The 15,675-nt window shown below is 69.7% G+C and carries 13 protein-coding genes and 2 pseudogenes; 6 read left to right on the top strand and 9 right to left on the bottom strand.

Going from position 1 to position 15,675, the window contains the following annotated elements; genetic code table 11:
* Positions 1 to 131 (top strand): annotated as a pseudogene (locus AVHM3334_RS15165) (IS5/IS1182 family transposase); the annotation flags it as partial.
* Positions 132 to 427: 296 nt separating this feature from the next.
* Positions 428 to 1,156, top strand: coding sequence for a zf-TFIIB domain-containing protein (locus tag AVHM3334_RS15160; RefSeq protein ID WP_284413595.1), 729 nt, complete (start codon positions 428 to 430; stop codon positions 1,154 to 1,156).
* A gap of 49 nt (positions 1,157 to 1,205) precedes the next feature.
* On the opposite strand, the pseudogene AVHM3334_RS15155 reads toward AVHM3334_RS15160, so the two are convergent.
* Positions 1,206 to 2,478 (bottom strand): annotated as a pseudogene (locus AVHM3334_RS15155) (solute carrier family 23 protein).
* Positions 2,479 to 2,755: 277 nt separating this feature from the next.
* Here AVHM3334_RS15155 and AVHM3334_RS15150 point away from each other — a divergent pair.
* Positions 2,756 to 4,054, top strand: a complete 1,299-nt coding sequence (locus AVHM3334_RS15150) for a hypothetical protein (RefSeq protein ID WP_284413593.1) — start codon at positions 2,756 to 2,758, stop codon at positions 4,052 to 4,054.
* Positions 4,055 to 4,260: 206 nt separating this feature from the next.
* On the top strand, positions 4,261 to 6,870 hold the full coding sequence (locus tag AVHM3334_RS15145) for a PAS domain-containing protein (RefSeq protein ID WP_284413591.1): 2,610 nt from the start codon (positions 4,261 to 4,263) through the stop codon (positions 6,868 to 6,870).
* Between the two features lie 32 nt (positions 6,871 to 6,902).
* Here the strand turns inward: AVHM3334_RS15145 and AVHM3334_RS15140 are convergent, their stop codons facing one another.
* The 7 genes from AVHM3334_RS15140 to AVHM3334_RS15110 form a co-directional block, all read right to left on the bottom strand.
* Positions 6,903 to 7,748 (bottom strand): hypothetical protein, encoded by an 846-nt coding sequence (locus AVHM3334_RS15140; RefSeq protein WP_284413589.1) that lies wholly within the window; start codon positions 7,746 to 7,748, stop codon positions 6,903 to 6,905.
* A gap of 220 nt (positions 7,749 to 7,968) precedes the next feature.
* A complete protein-coding gene (locus AVHM3334_RS15135; RefSeq protein ID WP_284413587.1) occupies positions 7,969 to 8,589 on the bottom strand; it encodes a hypothetical protein in 621 nt (206 codons plus the stop codon).
* A gap of 132 nt (positions 8,590 to 8,721) precedes the next feature.
* Positions 8,722 to 10,638 (bottom strand): B12-binding domain-containing radical SAM protein, encoded by a 1,917-nt coding sequence (locus AVHM3334_RS15130; RefSeq protein ID WP_284413586.1) that lies wholly within the window; start codon positions 10,636 to 10,638, stop codon positions 8,722 to 8,724.
* 91 nt (positions 10,639 to 10,729) lie between these two features.
* Positions 10,730 to 11,293, bottom strand: coding sequence for a GNAT family N-acetyltransferase (locus AVHM3334_RS15125; RefSeq protein WP_284413584.1), 564 nt, complete (start codon positions 11,291 to 11,293; stop codon positions 10,730 to 10,732).
* Positions 11,290 to 11,571 (bottom strand): DUF2164 domain-containing protein, encoded by a 282-nt coding sequence (locus AVHM3334_RS15120; RefSeq protein ID WP_284413582.1) that lies wholly within the window; start codon positions 11,569 to 11,571, stop codon positions 11,290 to 11,292. The genes AVHM3334_RS15125 and AVHM3334_RS15120 overlap by 4 nt, the downstream gene beginning before the upstream one ends.
* Positions 11,572 to 11,654: 83 nt before the next feature.
* Entirely contained in the window at positions 11,655 to 12,077 is a 423-nt protein-coding gene (locus tag AVHM3334_RS15115; protein ID WP_284413581.1) for an ACT domain-containing protein, read from the bottom strand.
* Complete coding sequence (locus tag AVHM3334_RS15110; RefSeq protein WP_284413579.1) at positions 12,074 to 12,712, bottom strand: LysE/ArgO family amino acid transporter; 639 nt, start codon at positions 12,710 to 12,712, stop codon at positions 12,074 to 12,076. The genes AVHM3334_RS15115 and AVHM3334_RS15110 overlap by 4 nt, the downstream gene beginning before the upstream one ends.
* Positions 12,713 to 12,807: 95 nt before the next feature.
* Between AVHM3334_RS15110 and AVHM3334_RS15105 the strand changes: the two genes are divergently transcribed.
* Positions 12,808 to 13,854, top strand: a complete 1,047-nt coding sequence (locus AVHM3334_RS15105; protein WP_284413578.1) for a LysR family transcriptional regulator ArgP — start codon at positions 12,808 to 12,810, stop codon at positions 13,852 to 13,854.
* Here AVHM3334_RS15105 and AVHM3334_RS15100 read toward each other — a convergent pair.
* Entirely contained in the window at positions 13,749 to 14,471 is a 723-nt protein-coding gene (locus AVHM3334_RS15100; RefSeq protein ID WP_284413576.1) for a TetR/AcrR family transcriptional regulator, read from the bottom strand. The two genes, AVHM3334_RS15105 and AVHM3334_RS15100, sit on opposite strands and share 106 nt — an antisense overlap.
* Positions 14,472 to 14,616: 145 nt before the next feature.
* On the opposite strand from AVHM3334_RS15100, the gene AVHM3334_RS15095 reads away from it, so the two are divergent.
* Positions 14,617 to 15,666: an MBL fold metallo-hydrolase gene (locus AVHM3334_RS15095; protein ID WP_502869920.1), complete on the top strand. Its 1,050-nt coding sequence runs from the start codon at positions 14,617 to 14,619 to the stop codon at positions 15,664 to 15,666.
* Positions 15,667 to 15,675 lie beyond the last annotated feature (9 nt).

Genomic DNA, 15,675 nt, shown 5'->3' with positions numbered 1-15,675 from the left:
TGGGGATGACGATGATGGCCGCCTGCTACAACATGAAGCGTCTGGCCTCGTTCCTGCAGCGGGGCGTGGATGCTTTCTTCAAGCCCGGCACTGGCAAGGCACAGGTGCGCCTGCAAACGGCGAAAGCATGAACCCGTGGGGCCGCGAAGCCCCACGATCACGGGGCGCAGCCCCCTGAACAGGCGCTATTGCGCATTCAATGCGCTGCACCATGCGCTTGGGACTCTCCAGATCAGGGGTTGTGAGAGGTTCCCGGCTGGGACGCGGATCGGCTGATGCACGCCGAGACCGCCAAAGCACTTCGCGTTGCAAACCGCCTCAAGCGCATTGCTAAATTCATTCAAGCTGTTTGCGTTGGCTCTCGCGATACCACGACGGCCTTCTTCGATGTGCTTGGCCGGGCGGTACGATCCACGCCACCATGACCATGACGACGTCCCTGTGCCCCTCCTGCCGCCAACCCGCCGAAACCCACCGTTTCAAGGCGCACGGCAGCGAGACGGTCGATCTGGACCTGTGCTTCGCCTGCCAGGGCCTGTGGTTCGACCCGCGGGAGAACACGCGCCTGGCCCCGGCCGGGGTGGTGGCGCTGTTCGAGCTGCTGCACCAGCACCGCGGGGACGCGCGCCATCCGGTGGCGCAGCAGCTTCGATGCCCGCACTGCCCGCGCACGCTGGAGGCCGGCTTCGACGTCGCCAAGGGCGGGCGCTACAAGACCTTCCGGTGTCCGACGGGGCATGGCCGGTTCAGCACCTTCGGCTCGCTGATGGTGGAAAAGGGATTCGTGCGGCACCTGTCGGCGGCCGAGATCGACGCGCTGGCCGAGCGCGTGGGCACCATCCAGTGCACCAGTTGCGGCGGGACGGTGGACATCCGCAACGACCACGCCTGCCCCTATTGCCGCTCGGCCCTGTCGCTGCTCGATCCGCAGGCCGTGGACCGGGCGCTGAACCGCCATGCCAGCGCGGCACGGGGCATGCCGGCTGCTGCTGCCGCGCCCGGGCCTTCCGACGTGGCCGATGCGCTGGTGGCCCTGGAGCGCGTGCGGTCGAGGGAGCGGCGCGAAATGGAGCGGGAGCGGCTGACCGGCGCGGGCGAAGGCTTCGATCTGCTGGCCGCCGGGCTGGAACTGGTCTGGACGCTGGTGCGGCGCTGAGGCCGCACGGCCCGGTCACGGGCGGTGAACGGGCCGTATCGGCCCGCCTTTAGCGCTGGCGGCGGTTCAGCAGGGCGTACAACCCGATCGCGCCGAAGGTGGCGGTGCCGATGCCGCCCAGGGCGAAGTCGCCGAACTTGAGCGTGAAGTCGCCGGTGCCGATGATGAGCGTGATGGCCGCGACGATGAGGTTCTTGTTGTCTGAAAAGTCCACGCGGTTGTCCACCCAGATCTTGGCGCCGGCCACGGCGATGAGGCCGAACACGACGATGGACACGCCGCCCATCACCGGCAGCGCAATTGCCTGTATCAGCGCACCGAACTTCGGGCTGAAGCCCAGCAGCAGCGCGATGAGGCCGGCCACCAGGAACACGGCGGTGGAATAGATCTTGGTGGCCGCCATCACGCCGATGTTCTCGGCATAGGTGGTGACGCCCGTGCCGCCCGCGCCCCCGCTCACCATGGTGGCGATGCCGTCGCCGATGAAGGCGCGGCCCATGTAGCGGTCCAGGTTGTGGCCTGTCATGGCGGTCACCGCCTTGATGTGGCCCAGGTTCTCGGCCACCAGAATGACCGCCACGGGCAGCATGGCCGGGCCGCTGAACACCGGCGCCGTGAAGCGCGGCATGCCCAGCCAGGGCGCCGCGGCCAGGGCCGACAGGTCCAGTGGCTTGCCTCAGCCCAGCAGGTTGGTGAACACGGCATAGATCACGCTGGCCGCGATGAGCCCCAGCAGGATCAGCAGGCGCTGCGCCATGCCCCGCGTGAGCACGGCCACCAGGCCCACGCACACGAAGGTGACGGCCTGCATCCAGCTCTCGAAATTGTTGGCGGCCATGTTCTTGATGGGGATGCCGGCCAGGTTCAGCCCGATCACCGCCACCACCGCGCCGGTCACCACGGGCGGCATGAAGCGCTCGATCCAGCCGGTGCCGATGGCCTGCACCAGTGCGCCTGTAAGCCAAGCCGCACGCGACGATGCCGCCCAGCGCCACGGCCATGTTCGCGTTGGGCCCCTGGCCCGCGTAGCCGGACGCGGCGACCACCACGCCGATGAAGGCGAAGCTCGATCCCAGGTAGCTCGGCACCCGCCCGCCGGTGATCACGAAGAAGATCAGCGTGCCCAGCCCGCTCATCAGAATGGCCACGTTGGGGTCGAACCCCATCAGGATGGGCGCCAGCACGGTGGCGCCGAACATCGCGATGACGTGCTGCACGCCCATCACGGCGGTCTGCCCCCAGGGCAGGCGTTCGTCGGGCGCCACGACGGCGCCCTGGGCGGCGGTGGTCACCCGCCAGCGGGGAAAGTAGGGGGAAGGCACGTGAACGTCTCCTGGTCTGTGGTGGCACCGCACTCTGGCGGCGGCCTGTTGTGAGGGGCGGCTGCACCGCTTCGGGCGTGGCGAGTTTAAAAGGCGCGTACCCCGTCTCGGCCCCTGCGCCCACAGCCGCGTAGGAAAGAGACGACCCCGGGGGCGCGAGGGGCTGGGTTAACGTGCCCGTCAGACGCTGCACTGCGCCCTTTCCCTGTTGGTTTCGCTTGTTTCGCTGCCCCGCCCTCGGGGCTTTTTTCTTCAACGCCCTCTTTTCGACGCACACATGCCGCGCCACCGTCTCCGCTGGATCGCCCTGGGCGCCACTGCCGTGGTGCTGGCCGCTGCGGGTGCGCTCGCAGTGTGGTGGCCGTCGGAGGCCGAACTGGCTCAACGGCTGGGCGATGCCGCCACCGAGCGGCTGGGCGTGCCCGTCACCGTGGGGCAGCTGCACTGGTCGCTGTTCCCCTCGCCCCGCGTGGAGCTGCGCGACGTGCAAACCGACCAGAAGGCGCCGCTCACGGCCGGCCGCATTTCGGCAGGCATCCGCTGGGGCGACTTGCTGCGCCGGCGCCTGGCGGTGACCGATCTGCAACTGGAGAACGCGACCATCGCCCAGGTGTCGCTGTCCGAATTCAAGGTGCGCGACGCGGCACAGGACGGCGCATCGATGCCCTTCACCCTCGCACCCATTCCGCTGGAGCGGGCCGACTGGCAGGACGTGCGCTGGGTCGGCCGCAACGGCCGCTCGCTCACCTATGCCGGCAGCGCGCAGTTCGACACCGCCTGGCGGCCCCGGCAGGCGTGGCTGGAGCGCACGGGCGCCCCGGTTCCCACCCGCATCGACATCGCACGCGAGGGCGCCGAAGACCGCTGGCGCGCCGATGTGTCCGCAGGCGGGCGCACCGAGCAGGGCACGCTGCGCCTGCAGGAGATCAGCGGTCTTTACCGCGTGACGGGTGCCATCGACTTCACCGGTGTGGACCTGCTGGGGCTCATGGGGGCCTTCGAGCGCCGCTCCGTGGTGGCGGGCAAGGCCTCCGGCCACACGGACCTGATCGCCGAAGGCGCCGACGCGGCCGATGCCGTGCGGGCGCTGCACACCCGCACGCGGTTCACCGTGGCCCGTGCGCGGCTGCTCACCTTCGACCTGGAGAAGGCCGTGAAAACCGTGGGCACCCACCGGGGTGGCACGACGCAGCTGGACAGCCTGGAAGGCGTGGTGCGCACCGAGGCGGACGGCGACGGCACCATCGTGCGCTACAGCGATCTCAAGGCGACGTCCGGCGCGCTCACCGCCACGGGCGACGCCGTGCTGCAAAACCGCCGGGTGAGCGGGCATGTCGCGGTGGACCTGGTGGATGGCCTGGTGGGGATTCCGCTCGAATTCGGCGGCACCATGGACGACCCGACCCTGTCCCTGCCGCCCGCCGCACTTGCCGGCGCGGCCGTGGGCACCGCCGTGGCGCCGGGCATCGGCACCGCGATCGGCGCCCGCATCGGCGAAACCCTGCGCCGCATCTTCAGCGACGACGACGAGCCGCCCGCACCGCCTGCGGAACGCCGTCCGGCCCCGCGCCGCTGAGCGGCGCCGTGCCTGCAAGACCGAAAGCCTTTTTCAGCCATGACCTGACGATTCATAACAAAAATGGCCTCCACCGCAATAAACACTAGGGCATTATGCTATCAAATCAGGAGTAATCTGCGCGCGGCATGTTGTCGTATGAAGGACCGCAATGGCGTCCCGCCCGTGCCGTGGCGGGGCGTTTTCGATCAATAGGAAACCGTGCCATGTCCAGCGGCATTCCCCCTCTTTCCCCTCTTCCCCCTTCGTTCCTCACCTCCGGCGGCGAGATGGCGCAGCGCATCGCCCGCCACGACTGGGCGGCCACGCCCCTCGGCCCGCTCGGCGCCTGGCCGGCGCACATCCAGTGGGCCGTGTCCACCATCCTGAGGGCGTCCGTGCCCATGGCCACGCTGTGGGGCGAGTCCGGCGTCCTCATCTACAACGATGCCTACGCGGCGTTCTCCGGCGTGCGCCATCCGGCCCTGCTGGGCTGTGCCATCCGCCAAGCCTGGCCCGAAGCCGCGCAGTTCAACGACCACGTCGTGATGACGGTGCTGGCCGGCGGCACACTGAACTACCAGGACCAGGAGTTCCTGCTGAACCGCAACGGCCACGCCGAGCCGGTGTGGATCAACCTCGACTATTCCCCCCTGCTCGACGACGCGGGGCAGCCCGTGGGCGTGCTGGCGCTGGTGGTGGATACCACTTCCAAGGTGCAGGCCGAGCGGCGGCTCAAGGGCGAGCGGGAGCGCTTCGCCCATCTGTTCGAGCAGTCGCCCAGCTTCATGGCCATGCTGGAAGGGCCCGACCACCGGATCACGCTGGCCAACCCCGGCTATCTGCGCCTGGTGGGCAACCGGCCCGTGGTGGGCCGGAGCGTGGCACAGGCGCTGCCGGATGCGGTCGCCCAGGGCTACGTGGAACTGCTGGACCGGGTGTACGCCAGTGGCGAGGCCGTGACGGCCCACGCCGCCCACTTCGCCAGCCAGGCCGAGCCGGGCGGGCCGGTGCACGACCACTACGTGGACTTCGTCTTCCAGCCGATCCGGGACGGCGGCGGCGCGGTGACCGGCATCTTCGTGGAGGGCGTGGACATCACCGACCGCATGGCGGCCGAGACGCGGCGCGAGGCGCTGGCGCGCTTTTCCGACCAGCTGCGCTCATTGGACAGCGTGGATGGCATCTGCCTGGCCGCTGCCGAAACGCTGGGCCGCACCTTGAAAGTGAGCCGCGCGGGCTACGGCGCCGTGGACGCGGCGGCGCAGACCGTGCAGGTGCACCACGATTGGATGGCGCCCGGCTGCGACCCGCTGGCGGACGTGATGCACCTGCCCGATTTCGGAGCCTTCCTGGACGACCTGACGCGCGACGAATCCGTGTGCGTGGCCGACGTGCGCCGCGACGAGCGCACCCGCGCCCGCGCCGAGGCGCTGGAAGGGCTGTGCGCCCGGGCCTTCATGAACATGCCGGTGGTGGAGCACGGCCAGCTCGTGGCCATGCTGTTCGCCCACCACGAAGACGTGCGCGAATGGACGGCCGAGGAGATCGCCTTCATGCGCGAAGTGGCCGCCCGCACGCGCACCGCCGCCGAGCGCGCCCGTACCGAGGCGCAACTGCGCGAGGTCAACGAATCGCTGGAGCAGGCCGTGGCCCAGCGCACGCATGAACTCATGGAGGTCGAGGCCAAGTACCGCCAGTCGCAGAAGATGGAAGCCATCGGCCAGCTGACCGGCGGCATCGCCCACGATTTCAACAACCTGCTGGGCGCCATCAGCGCCAGCCTGCAGGTGCTGGAAAAACGCATCGGCCTTCAGAAGTTCGACAACGCCGAGCGCTACATCGGCATGGCGCAAGGCTCGGTGCGGCGTGCAGCGGTGCTCACCCAGCGCCTGCTCGCCTTCTCGCGCCGCCAGACGCTGGACCCCAAGCCCGTGGACGTGAACCGGCTCATCGGCAACATCGAAGAGATGGTGCGCCGCACCGTGGGCCCCTCCGTGCAGCTCGAAGTGGTCGGCGCGGGTGGCCTGTGGCTGACGCGGGTGGACCCCTCGCAGCTGGAGAACGCGGTGCTCAACCTGTGCATCAACGCGCGCGACGCCATGTCGCCCCGCGGCGGGCGGCTCACCATCGAGACCGCCAACAAATGGCTGGACGACCGGGCGGCCATGGAGCGCGAACTGGCGCCGGGCCAGTACATCTCGGTGTGCGTGACCGACACCGGCGCGGGCATGGAGCCCGACGTGGCCGCGCGCGCGTTCGACCCCTTCTTCACCACCAAGCCCATGGGGCAGGGCACCGGGCTGGGCCTGTCGATGGTGTACGGTTTCGTGCGCCAGTCGGGCGGGCAGGTGCGCATCTATTCGGTGCCCGGCGAGGGCACCACCATGTGCCTGTACCTGCCGCGCTACGTGGGCGAAGCCGACCCCGACCTGCCGGAGCTGCCCGTCATCTCCGGGCACCAGGCCGACGGCGAGGTGGTGCTGGTCATCGAGGACGAATCCATCATCCGCTCGCTGATCGCGGAAGAGCTGGAACACCTGGGCTACCAGGTCATCTCGGTGGGTGACGGCCCGGCGGGCCTGCACATCCTGCAGTCCGAGCGCCGCGTGGACCTGCTGCTCACCGACGTCGGCCTGCCCGGCGGCCTGAACGGCCGGCAGGTGGCCGACGCCGCACGCGTGACGCGGCCGGACCTCAAGGTGCTGTTCATCACCGGCTACGCCGAGAACGCCGCCGTGGGCAACGGCCTGCTGGAATACGGCATGGAAGTGATCACCAAGCCCTTCGACGTGGGCGCGCTGGCCGCCAAGGTGCGGGAGATGGTCGAGCGCTGAAGGGCCCGCGCGCCGTGCGCTCCGTCCTCAGTTCATGGCTGAACGCGCTGGGTGGCGTGCGTGAAGAACGTGTTGCCGCCCGAGGTCTTGAACTCGCTGAATTCGCGCGACGGCGCCCCCGAGCCTGCCGTGCGCCAGCCGAAGAGCCCCGTCGGGCTGGGATCGGGCGCGAGGTTCTCGGTGGCCACCTCGAGCGCTGCGTTGTAGAAGGCCGTGTACTGGGCATTCCAGCCCAGGTTGGTGGCGTCGTTGACCAGCGCCAGCACCCCGTTGACCACCTTTTCCTGGCCCCCGCCCAGCTTCGGATACTGATCGAACCCCTTGAACTGCACGCCGTGGGCGCTGGCACGCACGATGTCCGTCAGGCTGCGTGCATTGGGGGCGCCGAAATCCTGCGGCTTGCCCGAATTGAGCCGGTTGTGCAGAACGCGCCGCATCATGCGCATGCCCTGCTTGGCGTCCTCGATGTCCTTCACGCCGGTATCGCGCCACGTCTGCGGCGCCGGGGCCTCGGCCAGAAACAGGCGCATCAGCATGCCGGCGTCGGAGGCGGCATCGGGCAGCGACACCGGCTTTCGGATCGTGATGCTGACCAGCGGCGGCGTGATCGTCAGCAGCGGGGCCCCTGCGCCCTGCTGCACCTGGATGGCCAGCTTGGCATTGCCTTCGCGCAGGGCGGTGACCACGAACGCCCATGAATCGGCGCGGCTGTTGTGGCTGCTGCTCACGTCCAGCAGGTTGGGGATGTCGCTGACGGCGACGAGCTTCTGGCGCTTGTCGATGGCTTCGAGCTTGACGCGCAGCTTGTTGCCCACCACCAGGGTCAAGACGCTGGGCACCGGGTCGTCGTAGGCGAACTTCAAGAGGGCATTGGGCATGGCAAAGGGCTCGGATCGGAAAGGAGAGAACGGCGAGGAAAAAAGGGTCTGCGGCGGGACCGCAGGGAGCTGCCTGCGGCAGCCACGGAATGCGCCGCTTTGTGGAGAGACGGAAGAGGTAAGAGGGAAGACGGGAGCACGAGAGGGGGCCAAGGCCGGGCGCCTGGAGCGGCGCCCCCATGCGGCCCCGGTTCGGCCCCGGTTCGGCCTCAGTTCGGTGTCATGGCGGCGGCGGGCGGAACGCCGGCACGCGCACCGCGGTGCCGATGCGCCGGCACTGGTCCTGGATGCGCTGCACCCAGGCGCGGCTCACAAGGAATGTGCTGGAGCCCACGGCCTCGTCGGTCGCCACCACGTCGGTCCGCAGGTTGACCGACTTGCCGTTCGCCAGGGCCGCGCCGCGCTCGGCCGGGTCGTCGTCCTGCGCGGGGTTGGGCGTGGGGTTCGGCGCCCCTGGCGGCACCGGCGGCGGCACCCGCAGCCGGTAGATGTGCGATCCGGTGGTCCAGACCATCCACACCAGCGCAAAGCCTTCCGGGTCGGCCTTGGAGGGCGGGAACGCCTGCTGCACGAAGCAAAACGACTGGGGCCGCCGCGTCTGCTTGAGCTCCGTCAAGAACGCTCGGAGCATGGCCGGGCTGGCGATGTGTTCCTTGGCCGGTGTCGAGAAGGCCGGGTCGGCCGCCACGGGCTGCGGGCGCGGCGCCGCGCCTTGGCGAGCCGCGTCTGCCCAGGCGCCAGGCGCCAAGGTGGCCAGCAGGGCCGCCATGCCCCAGGCGTGCAGCGCGGGGCGCGTGGTGGAAAAAAGGGACAAAACGGGGCGCAGCCGGGGGACGAGCATGGGCAGGAGGGGAAGCCGGGACCGGCGTAGTGTACGCAGGCGTTGGCGGTTCGCAGGCCCGGTGGGCGCGGCATGGCAGGCCGCCGATGCGCCTGCCCGACCGGTCCCTTCGGCCGATGGAACGCCCGTGCGTCAGTGCGCGCGGCTGGTGAGCGCCCGCTCGATGCGGTGCCTCGCCACGGTGGTCTTGGGCACCTTGAACGGGAACCAGGCGCGCACGTCTTCCTCCAGCCCGATGCCGTGCATGTAGTTGTAGATGGCCTTCTTGAGGGCGCCGCCCAGCGCATCGTGGTCCACGCCCGTGGGGTCGAAGAACGCCACGTCGTTCTTGGCGAAGTCGCCCGGCGGCAAGGGCACCAGGGTCACGCCGTATTCCTCGGGGTTCTTGCCGACGGGGGAGTGCACGGTGCAGGCGAAGCGGTGAAAGAAGCCGCTCTGGATGCAGCCGTTGGCGAACAGCTGGCGCACGTATTCGAGCGCGTCCACGGTGTCTTGCACCGTCTGGGTCGGAAAGCCGTACATCAGGTAGGCATGCACGAGGATGCCGGCGTCGGTGAAGGCCCGCGTCACGCGCGCCACCTGGTCCACCGAGACGCCCTTTTTCATGAGCTGCAGCAGCCGGTCGGAGGCCACCTCCAGTCCGCCCGAGATCGCGATGCAACCGGAGTCGGCCATGAGTTCGGCCAGGTCGGGCGTGAAGGTCTTTTCGAAGCGCACGTTGCCCCACCACGAGATGCCGGCGTTGCGTGCGATCAACTCGGTGGCCAGTGCCTTGAGCGCCTTGGGCGGGGCGGCCTCGTCCACGAAATGAAAGCCCGTCTGCCCGGTTTCGCGCACGATCTGCTCGATGCGGTCGGCCAGCACGGTGGCGCTGGCGCCTTCGTAGCGGCTGATGTAGTCCAGGCTCACGTCGCAGAAGCTGCACTTCTTCCAGTAGCAGCCATGGGCCACGGTGAGCTTGTTCCAGCGCCCGTCGCTCCACAGGCGGTGCATGGGGTTGAGCATGTCCAGCAGCGAGAGATAGCGGTCCAGCGGCAGGCCGTCCCAGGTGGGCGTGCCCACCTCGGCGAAGGCGATGTCGGCCTCCATCATGTTGACGTACTGCACGGCGCGCGTTTCGGCATCGCGCACGAAGGTGCGCACCAGCCGCTGGCGGCCGCGCTGGCCTTGCAGGTGCTCCAGCAGCGCGATCAGCGGGCGCTCGCCGGCATCCAGGGTCACGTAGTCGAAATGATCGAAAACGCGGGGCTCGGCCAGCTCGCGCAGCTCGGTGTTCACGAAGCCTCCGCCCAGCACCGTGGCGATGTGCGGGTGCCGCGCCTTGATGGCCTGGGCGATGCGAAAGGCCGCGTACACCGAGCCGGGAAAGGGCACGGACAGCAGCACCACGTCGGGCGCGTGGCGTTCGATGGCCTCGTGCGTGAGTGCCTGCAGCATCTCGTCCACCAGCGTGGGCGGCGCGGCCAGCGCCTCGGCCAGCGGATCGAAGGTGGGCTGGCTGCCGGCCAGGGACTCGGCATAGCGCACGAACTCGAAGCGCTCGTCCACCGCATCGCGCAGCACATCGGCCAGATCGTTCAGGTACAGCGTGGCCAGGTGCTTGGCCTTGTCGTGCAGGCCCAAGGCGCCGAAGGCCCAGCCCAGCGGGTCGCCGCCCTCGTCGTCCACATACACGTCCAGCGTGGCGAAGCGCGGCCCCTCGGGCAGGTAGTGGCGCCCGGCGATGCGGTGCGCGAGCGTCGAATCCCGCCCCTGCAGGAAGGCGATGGCCGGCGCCACCGTGGCGAGGTAGCGCTCCTGCTGCGCGGCGAAGGCGTGCATGGCCGGGCTGCGCCGGGCCTCGGGAATCTCCTGCACCTTGGCGGCCACCGCCTGCAGGCCCTCGGGCGAGAGCAGCCGCAGCACCAGCGCCAGCGCCAGGTCTTCCTGGAACGCGGTGACGCCGCGCGAGCGCAGAAAGCCCGTGAGGTAGGCGCTGGAGGGGTAGGGCGTGTTCAGCTGCGTCATCGGCGGGATGACGGCCAGCACGCGGGGGTTCGAGACGGACATGGGATGTGGGGCAGGGCGACCGCGCCGAGGCCGATTGAAGGCAACGGAGCGGGCCGCAGGGCGGGGCAAGGGCCGGATTATCCCGCCGGGCTCAGGCCGGCGCGCCGCGTGGGGGCTTCGGCCGCCCCGACGTGGGCAACCGGCCCGGCTGCCAGGTGAAGCGGAACGTGGGCACCTGCGAGCCGCCGGGCGCGTCCCACACACCGGGCTCAGCATTGGTGGCCCCCTGCGCGGTGTAGAACCCCTGCGCCTGGGTGTTGCTCTGCAGGACCCAGAGGTACAGGCCCGCTTGGCCGCAGGCGGCGGCGCAATGGTCCGCCACGGCGGCGAGCAAACGCGCCCCCAGGCCGGTGCCGTGGGTTTCTGCGCGCACGTGAAGGTTGTCCAGAAGGTGGCCCCAGACCGGGTCTTCGTTCACGCAGGCGCAGGCGAATCCCAGCAGCGCATCGCCGTGGGTCGCCACGATCAGGTGCTGCCCGGGCGCCGTCGGGGCTTGCAGGCGCTGCGTCCACAACGCCTGCCGGTCGGCCAGAACGTCGTGGTCCAGGTAGTGCGCCGCCAGGTCGGCCCGGTAGCCTGCGCGCCAATTGGCGGCGTGCAGGGCGGCGATCGCCGGGGCATCGGCGGGCAGGGCGGGGCGGAGCGACGGTGTCATGGGCGGCCTTTGCTGTTCTTTGCGCGGTCGAATTTCTGCCAGTACAGGAATTCCTCTTCGTGCACCTCGTAATCGACCTCGGCCACGCGCTGCTGCAGGCGCTCTTGCACGTCGGCCACGGCCTGGTTGTAGATGCTCGGGCCGATCTCTTCCAGAAAGAAGCCCAGCAGGCCGCTGGCGGCGATGTTGCCGATCTTCTCGTCCATGTTCTCGCGGAAGTACCGCTCGATGGAGGCCACGGCCTGCTGGTGAACGTCCTTGGGCAATGCGATGGTCATCCGTGCTCCGATGTCAAAGGGCCGCCGGCAGGCCAGGGTGGGCCGGCGACCGGCCGATTCTGCCCGCACCGGCGCCCTGGCGGTCAGCCAGGCAGGGGCAGTACGCGGTGCCCCGCGCCGGCCAGCAGCGTGCAGGCGCGCTCGCAGTCCGCTTCGGCCAGCAGCAGGTGGTCGCCGTCGAACGTGGAGACCACGAAGATGCCGATGCCGTTCTCCGACAGCGGGCGGATCACCGACAGCACGATGCCTGTCTCGCCGAACGCGAACGGCCCCACGAAGCGGAACGCCACCCAGCCCCGGTCCGCCTGCACGCCTTCGGGCACGCGCTCCTGCAGGCAGGTGATCGACAACTCTTCGCCGCTGCGCGAAATGGACACGAAGCCCGGGCCATCGGCCCAGGGCGGAATGGCCGCCTGCGGCAGCAGCCGGGCAACGGCGTACCGGGACGGCAGGGTGGCGAGCGTGATGCTGCGGGAGGAGGGGGTGGAGATAGAGGTGGAGGTCATGGAGTGGTGTGCAAAGGCGTGAACGCGAGAAAGAGCGATATCGAAAACATGACCACGGCAATGCCCGCGTCCAGGCATCGCCAGGCCGCGGGCTTTGCGAACCACGGCGCCAGTCGCCGTGCGCCCAGGCCCAGCATGAGAAACCACAGGGTGGATGCCGTGGTGGCGCCCACCGTGAAGCTGACTTGCTGGCCTGCAGGCTGCTGCCCGCCGATGGCACCCAGCAGCACCACGGTGTCCAGGTACATGTGCGGGTTGAGCAGCGACACCGCCAGCACGGCCGCGAAAGCCTGCCGCACCGTGGGGGCCGCGCCCGGCCCCCCGGCGCCGGCCATCAGCGCCCCATCGGACGAAAGCGCGCGCCGCAAGGCGCCCGTGCCGTACCAAACCAGGAAGGCCGCACCGCCCCAGCGGGCGATGGCCAGCAGCCAGGGCTGTCCCTGAATCAGCGCGCCCATGCCGGCCACGCCCGCAGTGATGGCGATCACGTCCACCGCGATGCAGGTCGCCACCGTCAAGCCCACATGGCGGCGCAGCAGGCCGACGCGCAGCACATGCGCGTTCTGCGCGCCGATGGCGATGATCAGGCCGGCACCGGTGCCGAACCCATGCACGAAAGGGGTGAGGGAAAACATCGGCGAATTGTCCGGGCGGTGCCTCGGATGCCATGCCGAACTTGGAAAATATCGCCTTGGCCGAGAATTTCTCAACTTTCACCTTCAAAGGCGCCATGGCACTGGATTCCAAGCAATGCGAGGCTTTCCTCGCCGTGGCCGAGGCGGGCAGCTTCGAGCAAGCCGCCGCCGCGCTGCACATCACCCCTTCGGCGGTCTCGCTGCGCGTGCGCGCGCTGGAAACGCGGCTGGGCCAGCCCCTCATCGTGCGCGGCCGGCCCAGCCGGGCCACCCGCGCCGGCCGGCAGCTGCTGCAGCACCTGCAGCGGTCCCGCGCCATGGAGCAGGACCTGCTCGCGGGGCTTTCAGGGGGCGATGCCGGCGATGCGTTCTTTGCCGTCACGCTGGCCGTCAACGCGGATTCGCTCGCCACCTGGCTGCTGCCCGCGCTGTCGGGGGCGCTGCAGCGCGAGCGCATCGCCCTCGAACTGGTGGTGGACGACCAGGAGCACACGCACGCCCTGCTGCAAGCCGGCCTGGCCCATGCCTGCGTGTCCGCCCAGCCGCATGCCATGCGTGGCTGCACGGCCGAGCGCCTGGGCAGCATGCGCTATCGCCTGGTGGCCTCGCCCGCGTTCGCTGTGCAGTGGTTCGGGCCGCGCGGCATCACCCGGGCATCGGCGCGCAAGGCGCCCACGGTGGTGTTCAACCACAAGGATCCGCTGCAGGCCAATGCGCTGCTGAACGCGTTCGGCCTGCAGGCCAGCGCTTACCCCAGCCACTACGTGCCGGCCTCGGAGCCCTTCGTGACGGCGATACGGCTGGGCCTGGGCTACGGCATGGTGCCGGAACTGCAGATCGGCGATGCCATCGAGCGCGGCGAACTGATCGACGTGCTGCCCGATGCCGCCACCGACGTGCCGCTGTACTGGCACGGCTGGGCGCAGCAGCCGGCCCCGGCTGGAGCGGCTCGCGCAGCGCGCCATGGCTGCGGCCAAAAGCGTGCTGTAGCCGCCTGCGCTGGCGGATCGGCGTGGAGGCCTTCGTTGCCTGCCTGTCAAGTCCGCGCGGGCTTGCGAAGGCCTGCCGGCTTCCTGGCGGGCGGCCTGGGCGGGGCTTTGGCTCGGGGGGTGGGTGCCGGGGCGGGCTCGGGCAGGGCATAGAAGCCCAGGAACATGTCCACCGTGTCGTGCAGCACCTGCCGCTGCTGCGCCGCGGTCAGCGCGGGCTGGCCCAGCGCCAGTTGCGGCCAGAAGGCGAAGGCCTTGACCAGGCCCTGCAACTGGTGCGCCGCGTAGTGCGGATCGATCCCCCGGCGCAGGCGGCCGGCCCGCTGCGCGGCCAGGATCCAGGCGGGCACGCCCTCTTCCTTCTCGCCCAGGCGCGCCACCATGGCCTGGGCACGCGCCGGCGTGTGCAGCATCTCGGCCATGGCCACGCGGGACAGGTCGATGAAGCCCGCATCGTTGAGCAGCTCCATCTTTCGCTGCAGCAGCTCCAGCAACTGCGCCCGCAGGGGCCGGGCGGGGTCGTGCACCAGAGCGGCCAGAGACTGGCTGCGCTCCCAGAGATGCCCGAGGATGGCGGCAAACAGGTCGTCCTTGCTCGGGAAATGGTTGTACACCGTGCGCTTGGACACATCGGCCGCGGCGGCCACCCGGTCCATGCTGGTGCCGGCAAAGCCGTGCTCGCGGAACTCGCCGATCGCCGCCTGGACGATGGCATGGCGCTTGCGGTCGGTGAGGCGGACAGGGGCGTTGGCGAGGGCGGTGGCGGGCATGGCCAAAAGTTTACACCGGTCGGTTTACTTTTCTCGAAATAGAACACTACACTGTGCAGTGCAGTTTTCGCGATGGCGTGCTCCCCGTGCATCGCCGCCTGCCTCCGGGGTCCTTAGTGGCCTTCCCCCCCTTTTCCTCATTGCCATGGCCCACAGCATGTTCTTCCGCTCCGAATCGCCAGTCGCCTCGTATGCCGAGTCGCCCCAATACGCCGGTGGGCGGTTTCGCAACGTGGCGCCCCGGCACCGCCTGGGCACGCTCAAGACGCTGGCGGTGATGTGGCGCTTTGCCGTCGGCAAGCCCGCCGATACGGTGCCCAATCACCCCATCGCCGTGCAGCCGCTGACCACCGCCGCCTTGCTGCAGGCGCCGGACCTGAGCCTGTGGCGGCTCGGCCATTCGACGATGCTGATGAAGCTGGACGGCCAGTTCTGGCTCACCGACCCCGTGTTCTCCGAACGCGCCTCGCCCGTGCAGTTCGCCGGCCCCAAGCGGTTCCATGCACCGCCCCTGGCCATCGAAGACCTGCCGCCCATCCAGGGCGTGATCCTCTCGCACGACCACTACGACCACCTCGACCATGCGGCGGTGCTGAAGCTCGCCCCCAAGGTGGAGCATTTCGTCGCGCCGCTGGGCGTGGGCGACCGGCTCGTCGCCTGGGGCGTGCCGGCCGCCAAGGTGCAGCAGTTCGACTGGTGGCAGGGCACCACCCTCGGCGGTGTGCGCCTGGTCGCCACGCCCGCGCAGCATTTCTCGGGCCGCAGCCTGTCGGACGGCAACCGCACGCTGTGGGCGTCGTGGGTCATCATGGCGGGCGATGCACGCATCTTCTTCAGCGGCGACACGGGCTATTTCGACGGATTCAAGGCCATCGGCGAACGCTTCGGCCCCTTCGACCTCACGATGGTGGAAACGGGCGCCTACAACGCCGACTGGCCCGACGTGCACATGCAGCCCGAGCAGAGCCTTCAAGCGCACCAGGACGTGAAGGGCCGCCACATGATGCCGATCCACAACGGCACGTTCGACCTGTCGCTGCACCCCTGGGACGAACCGTTCGAGCGCATCACCGCCCTCGCCGCGGCGGCCGGCGTGCCGCTGGTGGCGCCGGTCATGGGCGAGCGCCTGGACATCCGCGAGCCGGCGCTGTCCCGGCAGTGGTGGCGAGAGGCCGCGGCGCCAGTTGCGCGCTGACGGAAGGCC

Source organism: Acidovorax sp. SUPP3334 (assembly GCF_030159055.1).
Taxonomy (GTDB): Bacteria; Pseudomonadota; Gammaproteobacteria; order Burkholderiales; family Burkholderiaceae_C; genus Paracidovorax.
Note: the sequence above shows the minus strand (reverse complement) of the source record. Positions and strands in the feature narration are given on the sequence as shown.